We start from the raw sequence: 21,747 nt of genomic DNA, 5'->3' as shown, positions 1-21,747 counted from the left end.
TAGATAGTATTATTTAATAGTTAGTTTAGATGTTAAAGGCGTGATGGTTACGGGGCCTAATAATCCAGAAGGCATTGGGCTCCATTTTGTTGCGTCAAATTTTTTATAATCTTTATCGACCATATTGATTTCATAAAAAATCTTCCATTCTTCCCCTTTTAATTCTTTGTCACGAATTCTGTTGGCAGAAAGATTGGTAACTTGAATCTTAAGAATGTTTTTGCCTGATTTTAATTTTCCAATATTTAATTGATATGGAACAGACCAAGCTGTGCCAATGTATTGATCATTCAGCCAGATTTGTGCGCTTTCGCGGGCATCGCCCAGATTTAGATTCCAAGATTCTGTTTTGGCATTCGGGTTATCAAATTCCAAAGTATAGGTTGCAGAGCCTGAAAAGGCTTCGGCTTCAGGACTTAATTTTGTCCATGATTCCAAATTTGAAATTGTGGCTGGGCTTGGCAGTTTAGGGCCTCCTTTATCAAAAGTAATTTTCCATTTTCCATTTAGAGGAACAGCTTCGGCAGTCGGTTCAAAATAACTCCATTTTTTTTGTGACGCTGTGTTTTCTGTTTTTAGAAAATAAGATTTGCCCGGTTCTATTCTGATTTTGACAAATGTTTTATCACCTGTTTTTTTGACGATGGCATTGCCAAATTCCCTATTTAAAGGATCAAGAATAATAACTTCTTTATTGCTGATTTGCAGCGGAATAAAATCATCAATTGTTTTGGTGGTATGATTGACCAAATAGTATATTTTTTCTCCATCAATAGTTCTTCGAGTATATTTTAAACCTGTATTTACGAGTGTTTCTGGATAAATCTGTATACTTTCCAATGCTGTAAAAATATCCGAAACAGGTTTTATTTCGTTGTTTTCAGCTAAAAGCGATTGTAATTTTTCTTCTTGTTTTTTATAATCATAAAATCCAGGAACAGATTCTGGCAGATTTTCAAAAATAATAGCAGCACCCGCTTTTTTCAATTCGATTAATTTTTGAAGTGTTGCCAAAGGCATTTTCTTGCAAGAAGGAATAATTAAAGATTTAAAAGTTCCTCCCGGCAGGACAATTTTTCCATCAATCACTTTGGCATCAGCTATGAAATTATCTGAAATAAAATCAACGCCATACCCTTTTTTCATCAGCTTGCTGGTCATATCGTAAAATGAGGTTCCGTGCAGCCATTCTGAAAGAGAATGAATTTTGAATTCAAAAAACAAAGTACCTTTTTTGTATTCGTTCCAAGTATCAAAAATTGGAAAATACAATAAGATTTCATTGTCTGATTTTCCCTGTTGCAGCAATGATTGGCAATTGGAGATATAGGAGAATAGGGCAGGAGCATCCTCCCAAATGCTGTTATTGGCATTAAAATTTACAGAAGCATAAAACTGCCAGCCCGGCCAAGCTGCTCTATCCGGAGAGTAAGTAGAACCGTGCAGGAAAATATGATTGATTCCGTTCAGCATCAAATCTTCAGCTTCTGGTTTGCATTGTGACAATGCCGCTTTAAAATGCTCGCGAAGCCAAGTAAATGTTTCAGAAGAAACGAGATTTTTTCCCGAGATATGAGCAGCCGATGAAGAAAATTTCAACATTACAGGATCTGCATCTCCGGGACGAATATCTTCTTTTTCACGTCTAAAGCCTGGAATATCAAAAGGCATCGAACCAAAAGTTTCGCATTCTGGAATATCAGCAGAAGCATACAAATCAATTAAATTTCCAGGAGAACCATGTGCCTGCAGTTTGGTTTTAAAATTTTTAGAATTGGCCCATTTAGTCCAAGGTTTGTCAAATTTATTCAGTAATAAATCACCAATAGTCTGTCGGTAATCGCTTCGAATTCTGTTGCTTATTTCATCGTCGGTTTCATTAAGAAGCAAAGGAAGTTGTTTTTTAAGATCATAACCTCTGAGTTTTAAGAATTCATCAAAAAAAGCAGGAGTGAAATCAGTGCCATATACTTCATAACTGTCATTAAATATAGCCCTGATTTTGCCTTCTCGGCCTTTAAAAGCATTATTAAATGGAACAACATAAGCATTCAGCGCTTCTTCGGAATAATGGTCTAAAGTAAAACCAGCTCCACCCGGAGCGGCTCTTTTTACCTGCTGTCCTGTTTTACCTGTAAAAACAGCATATAACGTATAATCTGTTTTTTTTGCAGTCCATTTTAGTTTATTAGGTTCGGGATTTGGAAGCGAAACTGAACTGCCGTCTAAGCCTTTATCTTTTGATTTTGATTTACTTCCAGCAAGCTGATCTGTGAGATTAATATAAGATCCGTCACTTCCATAAGCTACAACATATAAAAGCGTAGCTGGATTTTTTTCTTTACTGTTTTCTAGTTTGATAATCCTGTCGATTGTTTCGTTCTTTTTTAGAGGATATTTTTCGACGATAAGTTTTGTGGCTGCATATTCAGGTGTAACATGAGAGCCACCATATGGCCATCCTGTACCAAGTACCATATCGACCTGCATATGAAGACTGTCTGCAACGTGAATGGTATAATCGAGCATATCCAGCCATTTTGGAGAAAGATAATCGATGAAGTTTTTTTCCTCTCCTTTAACTCCATAAATCGGAGTAATTTCAACGCCCCCAATTCCCGCTTTATGAAAATCGATTAAGCTTCTCTTTAAATTAGGTTTGTCCACTGCGCTTCCCATCCACCACCATCTTGTCCATGGCTGGTTTATGTTGGAAGATTGAGGCCAAGGAGATTTATCATTTTTCTGGCTAAAAGAAATTAGAGTTATAAAGAGGAAAAATACGATATATGATTTTGGTATTCTCATTTTTTTTGTGGTTGGTCGGTTATAGTGGGTTGATGTTTGTTTTTAGCTCTTTAAAACGTTTTGATCCGTTCTAACTACCTGTAACAATAAAGTAAAAATATTTTTTGTGAATTAAAATGCTATCCTGTAGCATCCTGTTTTTTGAGAATTTAATAAATGTATTATTTACAATTATAGCTTATTATTTTTATAGAATATATTTATTTTAGTTCTATGTATAAATAATATTTCAAAAATATTTTTAATAAATTTTGAATATGGAAATTTTGCTTCTGGAATTGGTCCTTTGCTTGGAAATCAGTGCCTTGACGCCATTTATCTTATTAAAAAAAACACAAAAATAGTATAATGTATTGAGAGTTAGCAGGATACTACAGGATACGGTGCAGGATGCTTCTAGATAAATTTGATTTAACTAATTACTAACCAAATTTAACTTTTTATGAAAAACAAATGGAGTCTATTTGTGGTCTTCTGTATGTGTATATTTATGCATACATTGGGTTACGCACAGAACAAAACGGTCAAAGGTACAATTACCGACGTATCTGGGCTGCCTATTCCGGGAGCCAACGTTATTATCAAAGGAACAAAGCAGGGAACTAGCACTGACTTTGACGGGAAATATTCGATTAGTGCTTCTGCGGGGCAGGTTTTAGTTTTTTCTTCTACAGGTTCAAAAACAGTTGAAAAAACTGTAGGAACTAATTCAGAAATTAATGTGTTACTTACTGACGAAATATCTCAACTTAGTGAGATTGTTGTCGTTGGATATGGAACTCAGAAGAAATCTGATGTCACAGGATCTGTTTCCACTATAAATGCAGAACAATTAATGAATCGACCTGTTTCAAATGCGACTGAAGCTTTACAAGGGAAGATTGCTGGGGTTGATATTACAACAAATGAGCGCCCAGGTAGTCTTGGTACCGTTCGTATTCGTGGTACTCGATCTTTAACTGCAAGTAACGATCCTTTGTACGTTGTTGATGGTGTGCCATTAATGTCTGCCTCTGCCATTGAAACTTTAAATCCAAGAGATATTGAATCGATGGACATTCTTAAAGATGCTTCGGCAACTGCTATTTATGGATCTCGTGGTGCAAATGGAGTTATCATTGTAACTACTAAACAAGGAAAAGCAGGCAGGTTTACTTTAAATTATGCTGGTACAGTAACCACTTCTGAAATTGTTGACAGGTCGCCATCAATGAGTGCGTCTGACTTTATTACTTTCAGACGTTGGGCTGCATACAATCTTGATCCAACTAAATATGCTAATCCAGCAACGCCTACTTATGATAATGATAAACTAATTTTTGACAGTGCATTAGATGGTCAAACCTCTAGAGATAATGTACTAAAAGGATGGGCAAGCGGTTCTTGGGATGCTTCAAAAGTAACCAATACAGACTGGACAGATTATGTAACTCAGGGAGGAGTTAGCACAGAGCATGTTATTAGTGCCAGTGGTGGTTCTGAAAAAGTTAATACTTATGGTTCTGTTGGTTATTTAGATAATCAAGGTACTCAAAAAGGGCAATGGTACAAACGTTATACTGCGAAACTGACCTCAAATATTACTCCAGTGGATTGGTTTAAAATGAATGCTTCTTTTAACGTTTCGTGGAGTGAACAGGATTATGGAATGTCAACTTTAAGCGCAAGAAGCGGTACTGCTCCAGATGCCATTTATGGTGCAGCGAAACAAATTTACAATATTGCTGTTCCTTATGATGCAAATGGTAATTTGATCATTAACCCAGGTGGAGAATCAGGAGTTTATACTGTTATGGATGAGTGGAATAAAAGCACACAGCAATCTCAGACTATGCGTATTTTGGCTAATTTTTCTGCTAGTTTAGACTTCGGTAAAATGACAAAATCGTTAGAGGGACTTACTTATAAAATAAATTTTGGGCCTGATTTTCGTCACTGGAGAGAAGGAGCTTACATTGACGGCACATCATCATTAAAAGTGAATTCAAATGGTAGCGCTGGTGTTAATTATGCCCGCCTTCAAAACCGTCGTGATTTATCATGGACAGTAGACAATATCATTAACTATGACCGCACATTTGCCGCTAAACATAAAGTTGGTCTAACTTTATTACAAACAGCATCATCTTGGAATATAGAAAACTCTTCAATGAGTGCTAATAATATTCCTAAACCTTCATTTTTATGGAATGCAATGGGATCAGTAGATGCTACAAATGCAGCTAACAATGCTCGTATGAGTTCAGGACTTACTGAACGTGGTATTAGCTCTTATATGATTCGTACCAATTATGGTTACGATAATCGCTATTTATTGACAGTTTCGGGACGTTGGGATGGTGTTACGCAGTTATCTGAAGGACATAAATGGGATTTTTTCCCTTCAGCTGCATTAGCATGGCGTATCAATAATGAAAAATTCTTAAAAGATGTGGCATGGATTGAAAACCTAAAACTTCGTTTAGGTGTTGGTACTTCTGGTAACTCTTCTGTTGATCCTTATGGAACTTTAGGAAACATCAGTCAAATATTCCTTCCTTTTAATGGTCAGAGCAATGCAATAGGTTTTACAACAAATGAACCTTATTATACTTCTACTCAAACAGGAATGCCTAATAAAAACCTAGGTTGGGAAAAAACAACACAGTACAATCTTGGTCTTGATTTTAGCTTCTTAAAAAACAGAATCAGCGGAACTGTTGATGTTTATAAATCGGATACTAAAGATTTATTGTTACAAGTTGATATCCCGCCAGTATCAGGTTATCCATACATTGTTTCTAATATTGGTCAGACAAAAAATCATGGAGTTGAAGTAACGCTTAATCTTATCCCAGTACAAACGGCAAGCGGATTTACATGGGAAACGAATTTAAACGGTGCGTGGCAAAAAGACCAAATTGTTAGTTTGGCAAATGGCGCACAAGACATGGTAAGCAACTCATGGTTTATTGGTCAGTCTATTGCGGTTCGTTATGGATATGATAATCAAGGAATCTGGCAGAATACGCCCGAAGACCTAGCTGAAATGGCGAAATGGAATGCTAATGGTTACAAATTTACGCCAGGAAACGTAAGACCTAAAGATCAGAATGGTGATTATAAAATGGATGGTACTGACCGCGTAGTTGTAGGGAACAGTAATCCTAACTGGACAATGGGATGGAATAATAACTTTACTTATAAAGGATTTGATTTAGGAATAAATCTTTATGGACGTATGGGATACACAGCTTCTTTAGGAGGTGAAGCTTTAACTGCTCATGCTAATCAACGTGAAACCGATTACTGGACTCCTGATAATCCAAATGCTGAATTTCAAAAACCAATTTTGGGTCAGGCAACTTCAGGTTCTGCAGATGCTTTTTCTGGACTTCTTGGTTTTCAAAAAGCAGCATTCGTAAAAATTCGTAATATTTCTTTGGGTTATAATCTATCTAAAGATTTTGCAAATAAAATTGGGTTGGCAAATATGAAGTTTTATGTTCAGGCAGTTAATCCAGGAAGTATTTACCAGTCATTAGATTGGTATGATTTTGACACTAATAGAACGTATTTCAATCGCAGTTTTGTTATGGGCGTTGAAGTTGGGTTTTAATGAATTGTGGCAAATTGAAGTATAACATTAAATGTGAAAAAATGAATAATTTAAAAAATATAGGAATCGGTCTTTTATTAATGACAGGGATGTTTTTTGCTTCTTGTTCGGAAGACTTTCTTGACGAAGAACAAACAAATGCATATTCAACAGCTTATTTTGATACACCTGAAGGTCTTCAAGCGTTAACGGTGTCGCTTTATGGAAATATTCGCTGGCATTTTGGTTTTGAATGGTCTTATGGAAATACATTGTACGGTACTGATGAGTTTACCAATGCAAATGACCTTACCAACGAAATGTGGAATACCTATGATAATCGTTTTGGACCAGTAGGAGCATCAACTGCAACGGGAGCAGCCAATGGAAATGCGACGAATCCAAATGCACTTTGGGATGAAATGTATTATGGTATTGCATCTTGTAATACAATCATAGCTAAAGCAGAAACTGTAATTTCGGACTTAAAAATCAGAAACCGCTGCTTAGCTCATGCTTATTTTTTAAGAGGATATAATTATTACAGACTTGTTGCGCAATATGGAGGTGTTGTACTACAGACAAAACCTATTGAAGGAGTTGTCCGTAACTACGAGCGTGCTACAGAAGAGAAATGCTGGGAACAGGTAATTTCTGATTTTCGTAATGCTTACACTCTTTTTGAAGGTGAAGTTTTTACTTATGGAAAGGGGATTACATGGACAAAAGCAACTGCTGCACATTTCCTTGCAAAAGCTTTGCTGTTCCGTTCGTCTGAACGTAACGATCTTTGGAATGGTGCTTACAAAGATGCCGATCTTAAAGAAGCAATCGATGCTTGTTCTTATGCAATTACAGCACGTGGACCACTAACGCCTAATTATAGTGATTTATATGCAAACTGGACGGGAATTGACTGTCCGAATGAGCAGTTAAATGAAATTCTGATGGCCGCAGGTCACAATGGAGATGCGGCAACAGTTGGCCGTTTCGGAAACCGTACTTATAGCTATTTTGCTCCTCAATTTTCAAGTTTTTCTGGAGGATGGGTGAGACGTGGTGTTTGGATTGGAAGCATGGACTTTCAGCGTTGTCGTCCAACAGAATATACATACGGAATTTTTGATCACGTAAATGATGCGCGCATGTGGAAAACTTTTAGAACTGTGTATGGTGCTAATACTGTAGTGGCTCCTAATCCATCAGGAGTAAAAGTTGGAGATCCTGGTATTGTAATGATCTTGAATACTAAAAATGACAATACTTATAATAGTGCTAAATTTGGTGCTAGTGTACAAGCGCCAACTTGGACAGATGTTAATGGTCGTCTTCCAGAATGGAATACTGGGGCGAGACAAACTGCTACTTCTGGGACTTTAGCAGTTAAAAAGGGACAATTTGTACCTAACTCTTCAGTATTATACCAAAATGGAGTTTATGTAGCACCTACATTTAAAAACCAGCCAATTTGTAACTTCTTTGCAGGTATTAATAAAACAGAATGTGGATCTCGTACTGCTGAAAGAGGTGATTCACACCGTGATGTAATTATGGCTCGTCTTGCAGAAACTTATTTAGTACGTGCAGAATGTTATGCCCGTCTTGGCCAGTATGGAAATGCGATGCAGGATATCAACGTAGTGAGAGTGAGAGCCCAATGGAAAGCAGGAGAAAATAGATCTTATTATAATGACGGTTCTCAAGCATTTAAAGTAAATCCTTTAAATACGGGAAGTTCAGCTACAAACTTTACTGCTTCGAATTTGGATATGAATACGTACTATTTATCTAATCCAACACTTGCGGTTACAACTGCCGCTTCAGATCTAAGATTAACATCATTTCCGGGTAATTTGCCGGCTGAAGACGAGGCAGTTATGGTTAAAGTAGGAGCTGCAACTGATAAAGAACGCGCTATAAACTTTATTCTTAATGAGTCTACTCGTGAGCTTTTAGGAGAATGGCAGCGTTGGGAAACCCTTTCTCGTACAGGAATGTTGATCAAACGTGCGAAAGCATTTAATGCTGAGGCTGCACCTAATATTACAGTTAACAAACATGAACTTCGTCCAATTCCTCAAACGTTTATTGATGGATTGTTAAATGACGATGGTTCAAACCTGTCGAGTGCACAAAAAGCAGCGTGGCAGAACCCAGGATATTAATACCTTTTTACTTTTTGTTTTTGAAGAAAGAAATCGTCTCATTTGAGACGATTTTTTTTGAATTTTTTGTGGTAAGTAAATAGCATTATTTAAGCACATTTATCACACAGGGCACTACAGGATGCTAATGACAATTTGATGTCATATTTTTATTATTTTAGGATTAAAATTATATAACTAATGATTTATTCGGTAAAAAATTTTCTATTATTTATTTTTTTTGGACTGGGAGTTACTTTGAGAGCACAAGTGAAACTGCCAGATTTGGTAGGGGATAATATGGTCTTACAGCAAAATTCAAAAGTTAATTTATGGGGATGGGCTTCTCCAAACGAAAAAATAAATATTACCCTAGGGTGGCAGCAGAATGCAATAGAAGTTACAACTAATGCTGATGGCAGATGGAAAGCAGCTGTTGAAACGCCTCAGGGAAGTGAAAAAAGTTATGAAATCACAATTGAAGCTTCAAATAAAATCACTTTAAAAAACATATTGATTGGAGAAGTCTGGGTTTGTTCAGGACAATCAAATATGTACTTTCCTGTTGGAAAAGAAGAAGGCACTTGGAAAACAGGTGTCAAAAACTATGAAGAAGAAGTTCAAAAGGCCAATTTTCCATCCATTAGATTATTTACTGTTCCAACCAAAGCTTCTCAAAAACCTTTAGATGATGTTAGCGCAAACTGGAAAGAATGTTCTCCTCTATCAATCAAAACATTTTCTGCTGTGGCTTATTTTTTTGGACGTGATTTGTACCAAAATTTGAAAGTCCCAATAGGATTAATTTCTTCTTCATGGGGAGGAACAAAAGCTGAATCTTGGACTTCGCAAAAGGTTTTGGAAGAAAATCCAGAATTTTTGGGAATATTAGAAAATGATGCTAAAAACGAAAAATCATTTCAAGAGAAACTAGAAAAGTATTACGCAGATTTAAAAACGGAAAGAATTTCAACCAATAACGATTTAACCAAGACGGAGCTAAAAAAACCGAAAAAAGAGGAGAACAAAACTTCTTATGTATTGTACAATGCCATGCTGCATCCTTTAATAAATTATACGATAAAAGGGGTAATCTGGTATCAGGGCGAAAGTAATGCTGAAAAAGCATTTTTGTACAGAAGTCTTTTTCCAGCTATGATAAAAAACTGGAGAAGCGATTGGAATCAGGGAGATTTTCCATTTTATTTTGTTCAGATCGCGCCACACAAAGGTCAGAATCCTGATATAAGAGAAGCACAATTATTGGTTTCAAAATCGGTAGCAAATACCGGAATGGTTGTGACTACAGATGTCGGAGATGAAAACAACATTCATCCTATTGACAAGCAAACCGTTGGTTATCGTTTGGCTTTACTGGCAAGATCTAAAACATATAATGAAAAGAAATTGGTTTATTCGGGACCAGTTTACAATCATATGAAAATCAAAAAACAGAAAATTCAGTTGTTTTTTGATGAGGTGGAAAACGGATTTAAAAAGACAGATGATTTAAGAGAATTTGAAGTTGCAGGAAGTGATCAGATTTTTTATCCCGCTGATGCAAAAATTGAAGGCAAGACCATTATCGTTTCTTCATCAAAAGTAAAAAATCCGGAAGCGGTACGTTTTGCATGGAAAGCTGTTCCGAATCCAAATTTATTTAATGCCGAAAATCTTCCAGCATCTCCTTTTAGGACTGATGATTGGAAAAGTAAACTAAACAATAATCAAAGTAAATAATCTGCAAAATCTGCGGAATCTGCGAGAGAAATTTTTAAACAAAATGGAATGAAATTAAACTCAAAATATCTTTTCTTAAACCTTGTTGTTGTATTTTTCAGCATGACATTGAATGCGCAAGAAGAAGCAAAAAAAGATTTGAAACATATTGCGCCAAAACCACTTTACCGAGATCCCATTTTTGACGGTGCTGCCGATCCTACTATTATCTGGAACAAAAAAGAAAAACTTTGGTTTATGTTTTATACCAACAGAAGAGCAAATGATGCTGCAGCTAAGGGAATAACATGGGTTCATGGCACTAAAATTGGAATTGCAGTATCAAAAGATGGTGCAAAATGGAGCTACAAAGACACTTGCAGCATCAATTATAAACTTAAAGATATAACGTACTGGGCTCCAGATGTAATTGAATACAAAAATAAATACCATATGTATTTAACGATTGTTCCAGGAATATTTAATGATTGGTATCATCCACGTTCAATAATTCATCTTACTAGCAGTAATTTGATGGATTGGAAATTTGAATCAGAACTAAAACTGGCTTCTGACCGATGCATTGATGCTTCAGTTTTTAGATTGCCAAACGGAACATGGAGAATGTTCTATAATAATGAAAATGATGGAAAATCAATTTATTATGCAGACAGTAATGATTTGTACAATTGGAAAGACAGCGGTACAAAAATTATAAAAGACCGTGGCGAAGGGCCAAAAGTTTTTGTATGGAAGGGAAAAAACTGGATGATTTCTGATTCTTGGAGAGGACTGAATGTGTATTCTTCAGAAGATTTTTTAAACTGGAACCGTCAGGATAAAAATATACTGCAGCTTCCTGGAAGTGGCCAAGATGATAAAGTAATTGGAGGGCATGCAGATGTTGTGGTAAATGATGGAAAAGCGTATGTTTTTTATTTCACTCATCCAGGAAGAACTCCCGAAAACAAAGGAGTTGACAACTATGAAACCAAAAGAAGCTCTATACAAGTGGCAGAGCTTGAATATCATAACGGAGAAATCAACTGTAATCGTGACAAATCAGTTCAAATCAATTTAAAACATTAGAAAATGGAAAATAAAAGTACCATTCGGAATGCTTTCAAAATGAAATTAAAACCAGGTTTTGAAGCAGAATATAAAAAAAGACATGACGAAATCTGGCCAGAATTACAGATTTTATTGTCTGAAACGGGAATACAGGATTACAGTATTTTTTTAGATGAAGAAACACTGATTTTATTTGCAGTTCAAAAAATCAGTCCCGATTTTGATGAAAAGCATCTGCCGAACCATCCATTAGTAAAAAAATGGTGGGCTTATATGGCTGATATAATGGATACCAATCCAGATAATTCTCCGATTGCCATTCCGTTAAAAGAAGTTTTTCATTTAGATTAAAAAATAATTTTATAACTTCTTCGCTTTCAATGACAATAGACCACTTTGGGAAACCAAAATTGTTATTGCAGCGTTAAATTGAATCTTATTAACCAAAAAATACTAACTATGAACCATTCATCTGTAAAAATACTTGCCTTAATCGCATTTGGTTTTTTTGCTTCCGCGAATGCGCAGACAAATGATGTAACCACACCTTTGCATGCCATGCAGCCGGATTATGTAACGCCTTATGTTGTTCCAGAAAAAAATAATATTGAGGCGGTTTTAAATGGGGTATATAATTTCCTTGAAGAAAATACCGCTTCAAAAGTTCTCAATGCAAGTGATAATTCAGAAGTAAAAGATTTCAAAAAAGCAAAAGGAAAACTTGTTTTTTCTCCAGGCTCTTTCAGGCTTACAAGTTACGAATGGGGCGTTACTTATGCCGGAATGCTTTTGGCAGCTGAAGCAACAGGAAAAAAAGAATATGCAGATTATGCCAATAAGAGAATTAAATTAATAGCAGATCTTGTTGAAAATTTTAAAAGCGAAAATGTACAAGATTCGCCAATTCGAACCGTTTTAAAGCCACATGCATTAGACGATGCTGGAGCGCTTTGTGCTGCTTTCATCAAAGCAAAAAAAGCAGGACTAAATGCAAATGTTGATCCGGTAATAAATAACTTCATTAAATACATAAGCGAAAAAGAATATCGTCTAAAAGATGGAACTCTGGCTAGAAACAGACCGCAAAATAATACACTTTGGCTGGACGATATGTTTATGAGTGTTCCAGCTTTAGCACAAATGGGGAGTTATACAGGAGAAAAAAAATATTTTGATGATGCTGTAAAACAAGTCAATCAGTTTTCAGAAAGAATGTTTAATAGCCAGAAGGGAATTTATATGCACGGCTGGGTAGAGTCAATGCAAACACACCCCGAGTTTCATTGGGCGAGAGCAAATGGATGGGCAGTGATGACCATGGTAGAATTATTGGAAGTACTTCCAAAAAATCATCCTGGATATCCTCAGGTTCTAGCGCAGCTTCAAAAGCATATTGCCGGACTTATGCAGTATCAAGACGGAACAGGTTTCTGGCATCAATTGCTGGATCGAAACGATTCTTATCTTGAAACTTCGGCAACTGCCATTTATACGTATTCTATTGCAAGAGCAATCAACCGAGGATATGTAGATAAATTGGCCTATGCACCTGCAGTTTTATTAGCATGGAATGCTGTAGCTTCCAAAGTAAATGAAAAAGGTCAGGTAGAAGGAACCTGCGTAGGAACTGGAATGGCATTTGATCCCGCTTTTTATTATTATCGTCCTATAAACTTATTTGCGGCACACGGTTATGGGCCGATTTTATTGGCTGGAGCCGAAATAATAACACTTTTAAAAAATAATCAATTTGAAATGAATGACAGTTCTATTCAGTTGAAAATTAAGGGATAGAGAGTTATAAGTTATAGTTAAAGGTTATGCGGTATGTCTTTCGCAGTTTATCGTTCTGATTTTTAAAACATAACTATAGTTTCAATTATGGGAAAGTTAATCAAAAGCAAACGGATGAAATTCAAATCAATCTCAATTATATTTTTACTTTTTTTCTCGATGACAGCTTTTAGTCAGATTGGAAAACGCTTCCCATCTGAGAGAAAGATAATCAAAGATCCTGTAACGGGTGTTGATTTAATCTTTTTAACTACGAAATCGGCAGGTGATTCGAAAACATATCCAACTCATCCACAATGGACAGCAGATGGCGAATGGCTTATTTTTAGAACAAAAAGGGCTAATGGCGATGCAGTTGCAGTAAACGAAAAGTCAGGTGTGATGGTTCAGGTTACAGAAGGCGGTTACAGCGGTACTTTGTGTATGGCGCAAAAATCGATGAAATTGTATTATATGCGCAAAGGCGAAGAAAATACAATGCAAATTGTAGAAGTAAATCTGGAAAACGTTTTTAAGGATAGTCAAACAGGAAAAATGAAAGCTGTTGAGGCTTATGAACGTATCTGCGGGATAACACCTTCAGAAATGGGTGCTTCTGGCGATATGGCTTTGGATGCTGATGAAGATCGTGTGTATTTTAGAATTGGAAGAGAAGAAGCAGCTAAACATTTAGATCCGAATGTTAAACTTGAAAAAAACTACGGTCCTAGAAATATGGGTGCCGGTCCTGGAGGTATTGGCAGTATGAATATAAAAACGGGAGAGTTGAAACATGTAGTTTCGGTGCCGTTTCAGGTGGGGCATATTCAATCGAATATCTGGAATCCGGGAGAACTTGTTTTCTGCTGGGAAACTGGCGGTAAATCGCCTCAGCGCACTTGGACGGTTATGGCAGATGGAACAGGCTTAAGGCCTTTGTATCCTGAATCAGATTATGAATGGGTAACTCACGAAGCGGTAATTTCTAAAGATGAGGTGGCAATGGCCATTATGGGACACCGAAAAATTGATATTCAAAAAGAAACTCCAGTTGAAGTTACTGAAAGTTCGGAAATCAGAAATCCCGAGAATCCCGGACAGGAAAGCAATTGGGGAAATTCGGGAACTCGAGAAAAACCAACAGGTCTAGCGATTGTAAATTTGAGAACCCGAGAAATGATTATTGCTGGACAAACCAAAAGTGGCAGCGGGTTATGGCATGTACACGGTTCTGCTGACGGAAGATGGGCTGTTGGAGATGATTTCTCGAGAAGTTTATATCTGATTGATCGTAAAACCAACGAAATGATAATGCTGACGACAGGTCATAAACAAACTGCTGCAGATCATGTGCATCCGACTTTTAACAGAGATGGAACTAAAATTCAAATCCAGTCGGCTATGCTTTCTGAGGATAACAGAACTTTGAATATCTGTATCGTAAATGTGCCTAAAGAATGGCTGAAGAGGAAATAAACTTATAAAAATTCCAAATTTTAAATCCAACTCAAAATATATAAACAATGAAAAAAACAGTATTCTGGATTATTTTCTTTAGCAACATCATTATTTCTTCTGCTCAAAAGTTGGAGAGAATGGATGCTGTTTATTCTGGAGTACCATGGTTTGATCAAAACGGAAATATCGTTAGTGCACACGGCGCTTGTATTGTAAAAGAAAAAGAGACGTTTTATCTTTTTGGAGAAGCTCATTCTGATGACAGTAATGCATTTGCAGGATTTAATTGTTATTCGTCTAAAGATCTTTATAATTGGAAGTTTGAAAGTGTGGCTTTGCCGTTGCAGAAAGAAGGAAAATTAGGTCCTAATCGTGTCGGAGAAAGAGTAAAAGTGATGAAATGTCCGAAGACAGCTGAGTATGTAATGTATATGCATGCCGATTCTTTAACCTATAAAGATCAGTTTGTAGGTTACGCAGTTTCAAAAAATATAGAAGGACCGTATACATTTAAAGGATCACTTTTGTTTGAAGGAAAACCGATCAAAAAATGGGATATGGGAACTTTTCAGGACGATGATGGTTCGGGATATGTTTTAATTCATGGAGGCGAAATTTACAAATTGAGTGATGATTATAAGTCGGTTACAGAAAAAGTAAACGAAAACATAACAACAGGTTTTGAATCGCCAACCATGCTTAAAAAAGACAATCTGTATTATTTTATTGGCTCGCATCTAACCAGCTGGGAACGAAATGACAATTATTATTACACTTCAAATTCAATTAAAGGCCCATGGGAATCTCGTGGTTTAATTGCTCCCGAAGGAACATTGACATGGAATTCCCAATCAACTTTTGTTTTGCCTGTTAAGGGAACAAAAACAACAAGTTATATATTTATGGGAGACCGCTGGTCTTTTCCAAAACAAGCCTCTTCGGCAACTTATGTTTGGCAGCCGCTTACTATTTCTGGAACTTCTTTAAAAATTCCAGAGTATCAGGAAAGTTGGCAGATTGATTTACAGACTGGAATTGTGTCTGTACCCAAAAATGCAGACAAAATCTTAAAAAACACAGATTTAAAAATTAAATTTTCTGGCAATTGGAATCATGCTGTTAAAGAGAATAGGATTTCAGAAAGCAAATCAGATGATAAAAATGCTTCATTTTCAATACAATTTAAAGGACAGCAAATTGGCTTTTCGAGTTTTGTTGGCAGTGAAAATGGTTATGCCAAAGTTGTTTTGACAGATAAAGAAGGAAAAAACGTTACTAGCGCAATTGTTGATATGTATAGCAAAAGTGCAATTGAAACAACAGTTTACAAATCTCCAGTCTTAAAAAAAGGCAATTATGTCTTAACTGTTTATGGAACTGGAGAAAGACCAAATTGGTCAGACAAAAGAAAATCAAATTACGGTAGTACAGGAAATTATATTTCTGTAACACAAATTGCCATTAGATAATAAAACAAAAAAATAAAATAAAGCATAATGAAAAAGTTTTTCACTTTAGTTTTTTGCATTTTAGGGATTGTTCAAAATGCATCTTCACAAAAATACAGCAATGATAAATTTCCCGATGGAAGCGAAATCACGCCATGGTTTAAGGATTATACCAAACTGGAGCTTAAAAGTCTAGGTAAGCAATATAAAATTACAGACCATGGAGTGGGAACTGACAGCACTAAAATACAAACAGTTGCCATTCAGAAGGTAATTGACAAAGCAGCAGCAAACGGTGGTGGTGTAATTGTAATTCCAAAAGGTGTTTTCTTGAGTGGCGCTTTGTTTTTTAAACCTAAAACTAAGCTGTATGTTAGCGAAGGCGGTGTATTGAAAGGCTCTGATAATATAGCTGATTTTCCGATTATGGCTTCCAGAATGGAAGGACAGAATCTAGATTATTTCCCGGCTGTAGTCAATGCTTACGGAGTAGATAATTTTTCAATTTCTGGAAAAGGAACGATTAACGGAAATGGCAAAAAATACTGGGATGCTTTTTGGGCGCGTCGTAAAGAAAATCCAAAATGCACCAATCTGGAAGTTTCGAGACCTAGATTAGTATTTGTATGGAATTCAAATAATGTGCAGTTTCAGGATGTGAAATTAATTAATTCTGGTTTTTGGACGAATCACTTTTACAAATGTAATAGTGTTAAACTGCTCGATTTGTATATTTTTTCTCCGCATCTTAAAGACAAGGCACCAAGTACCGATGCAATTGATGTAGATATCTGCACCAATGTTTTAGTAAAAGGTTGTTATATGTCGGTTAATGATGATGCTGTTGCGCTTAAAGGCGGAAAAGGCCCTTATGCAGACCAAGATCCAAACAATGGAGCAAACAAGAATATTATTATTGAAGACTGTAATTTCGGTTTCTGCCATTCCGCTTTGACCAACGGAAGTGAAGCGATACACAATAGAAATATAGTTATGCGAAATTGTAAAATTGACGGCGCTTCAAGATTATTGTGGCTGAAAATGAGACCTGACACACCGCAACGTTACGAATATATCAGAGTTGAAGATATTAAAGGAGAAGCAAAAACGGGATTGGCAGTTTTTGCCTGGAAACAATTCTTTGATTTGAAAGGACGCCCAGATATTCCGCTTTCGTACGGCGATAATGTAACTATGAAAAACATCGAATTGAAATGCGATACTTTTTACGGAGTAGAAAATGATCCAAATGTTCGCTTGTCTAATTTTACTTTCGAAAATCTGAATATAGAATCAGTAAAAACAAATATTGATAAGAGTTTGATAAATGGTGTGACTTTCAAAAATGTTTATTTGAATAAGGAACTTGTGAATTAAGGTTTTAAGATGCTAAGCCTCTAAGATACTAAGGTTTAAAATTGAAGAAATCTAAAGTGTGAGAGATAAGGTTCGATTTTACAAGATTTAAACCTAAATCTTTAAAAATTAAATTGAGTTGCCTCCAGCTTTAGCTGGAGGTATTGAACATGCAATGCCAGAATGGCTTTAGCCAAATAATGAGTTTCCTAAAAAATAACTTTGCGCCTTAGTACCTTCGTGGCAAAAACAACAACAATAATGATGAAAAAAATACTGCTATTAATTTTCTCAATTTTATCTATAAATGTCTTTTCTCAAAATAAAAATGCGACTGAGTTTTTAATTGCAAATTCCAATCATGCGATAAATATTTTCATTGATAAAAATACCGATTCACTAATTGTTTGGGCAGTTAATGAACTGGCAGATGATATTAAGGAAATAACAGGAAAACGTCCCGAAATTGTTACTGTAAATGCTATTTCAAAAAAAGGAATTTATGTTGGTCAGGTTTCTTCGAAATTATTTCAATCCAAAAACAATCAAAAAGAATTAGGAAATCAGTGGGAAAAATTTTCAATTAAAAAAGAAAAAGATAATCTTCTGATTGTTGGTTCAGATGTTAGAGGAACTGTTTATGCAGTTTTTGAAATTGCCGAACGTCTCGGAATTTCTCCGTGGAAATGGTGGGCAGATGTTCATCCGTTAAAAAAAGAAAATCTTTCGTTGTATCTTCCATCAAAAGGAATTGTTGAAGCTCCATCTGTACAATATCGAGGTATTTTTCTAAATGACGAAGACTGGGGATTACAACCTTGGGCAGCTAAAACTTTTGAGCCAGAAACAGGAGATATCGGCCCTAAAACCTATGAGAAAATTTTTCAGTTACTCCTGCGTCTAAAAGCGAATACAATTTGGCCTGCTATGCATCCGTCTACAAGAGGTTTTTTTACCCTTTCAGGGAATAAGGAAATGGCACAGCAATATCGAATTGTGATTGGTTCTTCTCATGCCGAACCGATGCTGAGAAACAATGTTGACGAATGGAAACCGAAAATTTATGGCGATTACAACTATTTTACGAATAAATCTCAGGTCGATAAATATTGGCAGGAGCGATTGGATGAATTAAAATCGGCTCAAAATGAAACAATTATGACCTTAGGAATGCGTGGTGTTCATGACAGTAAAATGGAAGGCGCAAAAGATTTAAAGGAATCGATTGCAATGGTGGAAAAGATTATTTTAAACCAGCGTGAGATGCTTTCAAACACTTTTAAAAAACCGCTTTCAGCCATTCCACAGGCTTTTGTTCCATATAAGGAAGTACTGGAATTATATGATAACGGACTCAAAGTTCCAGACGATATAACGCTTGTTTGGCCCGATGATAATTATGGTTACATTCGTCGTTTGAGCAGTCTAGAAGAACAAAAGCGAACAGGAGGAAGTGGCGTGTATTATCACATTAGTTATTGGGGACGTCCTCATGATTATCTTTGGCTGAGCACCACACAGCCGGGTTTGATTTGGTACGAAATGACAAAAGCCTATCAAAATGGAGCAAAAAAAATGTGGATAGTCAATGTTGGAGACATCAAGCCAGCAGAATACGATACCGAATTTTTTCTAGATTTGGCATGGAATATCAATAGCATCAAATCGGATGGAATTGATGAATATCTGAAAAACTGGACGGCAAGAGAATTTTCTGCTGCAGTAAGTCAAGAGTCGGCATTGATTATGAAAGAATATTACCGTTTGGCAATGCTCAGAAAGCCTGAATATATGGGATGGAGCCAGACGGAGCCAACAACTCCTGTTAAATTTTCTGATTTTTCTGAAGAAGAATCCTTAAACCGAATAAAAGCTTATGAAAATCTAGTCCAAAAAATAGACGAACTGGAAAAGCTTATTCCCGAAGAAAGAAAAGACGCATGGTTTCAATTGATGGTTTATCCTGTTAAAGGTGCTGCTTATATGAATTACAAATTTTTGTATTGGAATTTAGCAGCTACGGTTTCAGATGTAACTCAAAAAGAAAAGTATAATACTTTGGCCACTCAGGCTTTTGAGAAAATTCAGGAATTGACCAGTTTTTATAATGAAAAAGTAAGCAATGGTAAGTGGAATTATATGATGTCAATGCAACCAAGAAAACTGCCCGTTTTTGAAGCAGTTAAAAAGACTGAAAATCCTATGGAAAAGTCAGTAAAAACAACAGATAGAATTTACATTCAAGCAAATCAATTTATTTCTAAAAATGACACAGAAAATTATCAATGGAAAACAATTCAAGGTTTAGGATATAGTAATAATGCAGTGACTTTATTTCCGTTTACGCAGCGTTATTTTAAAAATGAAAAACCGTCTGTTTCTTATGAATTTGAAATTGGAAAATCAGGCGATTATGAAATTGAAGTACGTCTGCTTCCAACACATTCCAATAATTTTGACCATGAAATCGGAATTCAAGTAGACGGAAAAGGCACGGAATTCTTTAAAATAAATACCAAAGACCGGGATAAAACCTGGAAAGAAAATGTGCTTAGAAACAGTGCAATTGTAAAAATTCCAGCCTCAAATCTTTCAAAAGGAAAGCATATCGTTATGATTGAAGTCAATCAAACTGGAATTGTACTCGACCAATTAGCAGTTTACTTAGCTGCCGAAGGAGGAACTTATGAAATTCCGTTGAGATAAAATTGATTGGCCTAAAAAGTAGTTTGAAACTACTTGTTTTTTATGTTTCGCTTTAGCTTATAAAAAAAAATATAACCACAAATTACACAAATTTTCGCAAATTAATTTGCGGAAATTTGTGCAATTTGTGGCTAAAAATAAGTTTTCTAATCTTGAGTATTCAAGTCCATAACTGCTTTATTTAGTAATTTCAATATAATCCCTCAAATTACAGTTTTTTAATTTTTGAATGCTTTCAGCCACAGTAAGTGCATTAAACTGTGCACCTTCCAAACCGGTATGCGTATGGTCTTTTGGGAAAAAAGCTTTTACTTTTTCTTTTCCGAGTAACTCATATTTTTGCGCCACAATTTCATTTAAATCAATATAAAGAACATCTTGTTTTTCTGCCGCAATTTTCGACCAATTGCCATAAGTATCAGTTCTTCGCTCTACTTTATCATTTGGCCATTCATTACGTGGAGTCTGGCTCAAGACTATCGGAATTGCACCTTTTTCTTTGGCTTCGCGAATGAATTTCTCCATATACCAGCCAAAAGTATGAACAATCTCTTTAGTTCCGTCTGGACGGGTAACTTCCTGTGTTTCTTCGCCGTTTCCTTTCAAAGAACCTCTGAATTTTTCTTTATCAATATCGCCAGCATCATTATGTCCAAACTGAATCAGGATGAAATTTCCAGATTTCAGCTGGTTTTTGACTTCATTCCATAAACCTTCATAATCAAAAGTTCTGGTGCTTCTGCCGCCACGTGCTTTGTTGATAACTTCAATTCTGGTCGTATCGCAATATTGAGGAAATGGAACTCCCCAGCCAACGGCATCAGGATTATTGTTGTTATTTGCCATAGTAGAATCGCCTATCAGAAAGACTTTTTTCTTGGCAGGAAGTACAATTTTTGGATGGTCTAAAATGTATTTTTTTAGAGAATTTTTACTGTTTTTCAATTCATCAATAATAACAGAAGCCGAAAACACAGCTCCTTTTGCCGAGGTATGTGTATGGTCTTTTTTATAGAAATAAGTGCCGGTAACTTTTGTTTCGCCAAATTTTTCCATTTCAAGAGCCATTTTTTCGTTCAGGTTGATAAAAGTTACCTTTTCCTTTTCCGCAATCTGTTTGGCCCATAATCCGTATGATGTGTCATTTCGAGGTACTTTTCCATTCTGCCAGTCATTGCGCGGAATTGGAGAGCAAATAATCGGAATGGCACCTTTTGATTTCGCTTCACGAACTACCTTCTGAATATACCAGCCGTAAGTATGTACAATTTCGTGTTTTTTGGTTAAGATATTGTCGATTTCTTGGGTTTCAGAACCAATTCCTTTAATGGTGCCTCTTGCGCGGAGACTGTCATTTACAGGGCCATTGTCATTGTGTCCAAACTGAATCAGAACATAATCTCCTTTTTTTAGTTTATTTAAAACCGCTGTCCACAATCCTTTATCCTGAAACGTACGGCTGCTGGTGCCTCCCAAAGCATGGTTTTCAATCTTGATTTTTGTCGTATCGAGATATTGCCCAATGAAATCTCCCCAACCCCAAAGACCTCCGGCTCCATCTCCTTTTCCATTTTTTACAGTCGAATCTCCAACCATAAAAAGAGTAGGTCTGTTGTCTTGTTTTGATGTAAAATTGAAAAATAATACAGCCAAAAGTAATGCAGTAAGTATTTTAAATAATTTCATG

General features: G+C 36.0%; 12 protein-coding genes. 10 read left to right on the top strand and 2 right to left on the bottom strand.

Translation table 11 applies throughout. From position 1 onward, the window contains the following. Positions 1-9 precede the first annotated feature (9 nt). Positions 10-2,808, bottom strand: a complete 2,799-nt coding sequence (locus tag P2W65_RS19305; protein WP_289660180.1) for a glycosyl hydrolase — start codon at positions 2,806-2,808, stop codon at positions 10-12. A 442-nt stretch (positions 2,809-3,250) separates the two neighbouring features. On the opposite strand from P2W65_RS19305, the gene P2W65_RS19300 reads away from it, so the two are divergent. The 10 genes from P2W65_RS19300 to P2W65_RS19255 all read left to right on the top strand — a co-directional run bounded on the left by P2W65_RS19300 (position 3,251) and on the right by P2W65_RS19255 (position 20,060). After that, positions 3,251-6,406: a SusC/RagA family TonB-linked outer membrane protein gene (locus P2W65_RS19300; protein WP_289660177.1), complete on the top strand. Its 3,156-nt coding sequence runs from the start codon at positions 3,251-3,253 to the stop codon at positions 6,404-6,406. 41 nt (positions 6,407-6,447) lie between these two features. Next, positions 6,448-8,550, top strand: coding sequence for a RagB/SusD family nutrient uptake outer membrane protein (locus P2W65_RS19295; protein WP_289660175.1), 2,103 nt, complete (start codon positions 6,448-6,450; stop codon positions 8,548-8,550). A gap of 180 nt (positions 8,551-8,730) precedes the next feature. Then, a complete protein-coding gene (locus tag P2W65_RS19290; protein WP_289660172.1) occupies positions 8,731-10,269 on the top strand; it encodes a sialate O-acetylesterase in 1,539 nt (512 codons plus the stop codon). Between the two features lie 48 nt (positions 10,270-10,317). Then, on the top strand, positions 10,318-11,337 hold the full coding sequence (locus P2W65_RS19285) for a family 43 glycosylhydrolase (RefSeq protein WP_289660170.1): 1,020 nt from the start codon (positions 10,318-10,320) through the stop codon (positions 11,335-11,337). Positions 11,338-11,340: 3 nt separating this feature from the next. Continuing rightward, on the top strand, positions 11,341-11,670 hold the full coding sequence (rhaM, locus tag P2W65_RS19280; protein ID WP_289660167.1) for an L-rhamnose mutarotase: 330 nt from the start codon (positions 11,341-11,343) through the stop codon (positions 11,668-11,670). A 108-nt stretch (positions 11,671-11,778) separates the two neighbouring features. Then, the gene (locus tag P2W65_RS19275; protein ID WP_289660164.1) at positions 11,779-13,113 is read left to right on the top strand and encodes a glycoside hydrolase family 88/105 protein; all 1,335 of its coding nucleotides are present in this window, start codon (positions 11,779-11,781) and stop codon (positions 13,111-13,113) included. Between the two features lie 114 nt (positions 13,114-13,227). Continuing rightward, complete coding sequence (locus P2W65_RS19270) at positions 13,228-14,568, top strand: hypothetical protein (RefSeq protein WP_289660161.1); 1,341 nt, start codon at positions 13,228-13,230, stop codon at positions 14,566-14,568. A 47-nt stretch (positions 14,569-14,615) separates the two neighbouring features. Continuing rightward, entirely contained in the window at positions 14,616-16,019 is a 1,404-nt protein-coding gene (locus P2W65_RS19265; protein WP_289660159.1) for a family 43 glycosylhydrolase, read from the top strand. 27 nt (positions 16,020-16,046) lie between these two features. Continuing rightward, the gene (locus P2W65_RS19260; protein WP_289660156.1) at positions 16,047-17,375 is read left to right on the top strand and encodes a rhamnogalacturonidase; all 1,329 of its coding nucleotides are present in this window, start codon (positions 16,047-16,049) and stop codon (positions 17,373-17,375) included. Between the two features lie 240 nt (positions 17,376-17,615). After that, positions 17,616-20,060: a glycosyl hydrolase 115 family protein gene (locus P2W65_RS19255; protein WP_289660153.1), complete on the top strand. Its 2,445-nt coding sequence runs from the start codon at positions 17,616-17,618 to the stop codon at positions 20,058-20,060. 177 nt (positions 20,061-20,237) lie between these two features. On the opposite strand, the gene P2W65_RS19250 is transcribed toward P2W65_RS19255, so the two are convergent. Then, positions 20,238-21,746 carry a rhamnogalacturonan acetylesterase gene (locus tag P2W65_RS19250; protein WP_289660151.1) on the bottom strand — a complete coding sequence of 503 codons (1,509 nt, stop codon included), beginning with the start codon at positions 21,744-21,746 and terminating at the stop codon, positions 20,238-20,240. Position 21,747 lies beyond the last annotated feature (1 nt).

This window comes from Flavobacterium panacagri, from assembly GCF_030378165.1.
GTDB lineage: Bacteria > Bacteroidota > Bacteroidia > Flavobacteriales > Flavobacteriaceae > Flavobacterium > Flavobacterium panacagri.
This window is presented reverse-complemented; position numbering and strand designations above follow the sequence as displayed.

What these genes read in the sequence shown, in the direction of transcription:
- P2W65_RS19305 (WP_289660180.1), bottom strand. Translation starts at nt 2,808, where the DNA reads ATGAGAATACCAAAATCATATATCGTATTTTTCCTCTTTATAACTCTA.
- P2W65_RS19300 (WP_289660177.1), top strand. Translation starts at nt 3,251, where the DNA reads ATGAAAAACAAATGGAGTCTATTTGTGGTCTTCTGTATGTGTATATTT.
- P2W65_RS19295 (WP_289660175.1), top strand. Translation starts at nt 6,448, where the DNA reads ATGAATAATTTAAAAAATATAGGAATCGGTCTTTTATTAATGACAGGG.
- P2W65_RS19290 (WP_289660172.1), top strand. Translation starts at nt 8,731, where the DNA reads ATGATTTATTCGGTAAAAAATTTTCTATTATTTATTTTTTTTGGACTG.
- P2W65_RS19285 (WP_289660170.1), top strand. Translation starts at nt 10,318, where the DNA reads ATGAAATTAAACTCAAAATATCTTTTCTTAAACCTTGTTGTTGTATTT.
- rhaM (WP_289660167.1), top strand. Translation starts at nt 11,341, where the DNA reads ATGGAAAATAAAAGTACCATTCGGAATGCTTTCAAAATGAAATTAAAA.
- P2W65_RS19275 (WP_289660164.1), top strand. Translation starts at nt 11,779, where the DNA reads ATGAACCATTCATCTGTAAAAATACTTGCCTTAATCGCATTTGGTTTT.
- P2W65_RS19270 (WP_289660161.1), top strand. Translation starts at nt 13,228, where the DNA reads ATGAAATTCAAATCAATCTCAATTATATTTTTACTTTTTTTCTCGATG.
- P2W65_RS19265 (WP_289660159.1), top strand. Translation starts at nt 14,616, where the DNA reads ATGAAAAAAACAGTATTCTGGATTATTTTCTTTAGCAACATCATTATT.
- P2W65_RS19260 (WP_289660156.1), top strand. Translation starts at nt 16,047, where the DNA reads ATGAAAAAGTTTTTCACTTTAGTTTTTTGCATTTTAGGGATTGTTCAA.
- P2W65_RS19255 (WP_289660153.1), top strand. Translation starts at nt 17,616, where the DNA reads ATGATGAAAAAAATACTGCTATTAATTTTCTCAATTTTATCTATAAAT.
- P2W65_RS19250 (WP_289660151.1), bottom strand. Translation starts at nt 21,746, where the DNA reads ATGAAATTATTTAAAATACTTACTGCATTACTTTTGGCTGTATTATTT.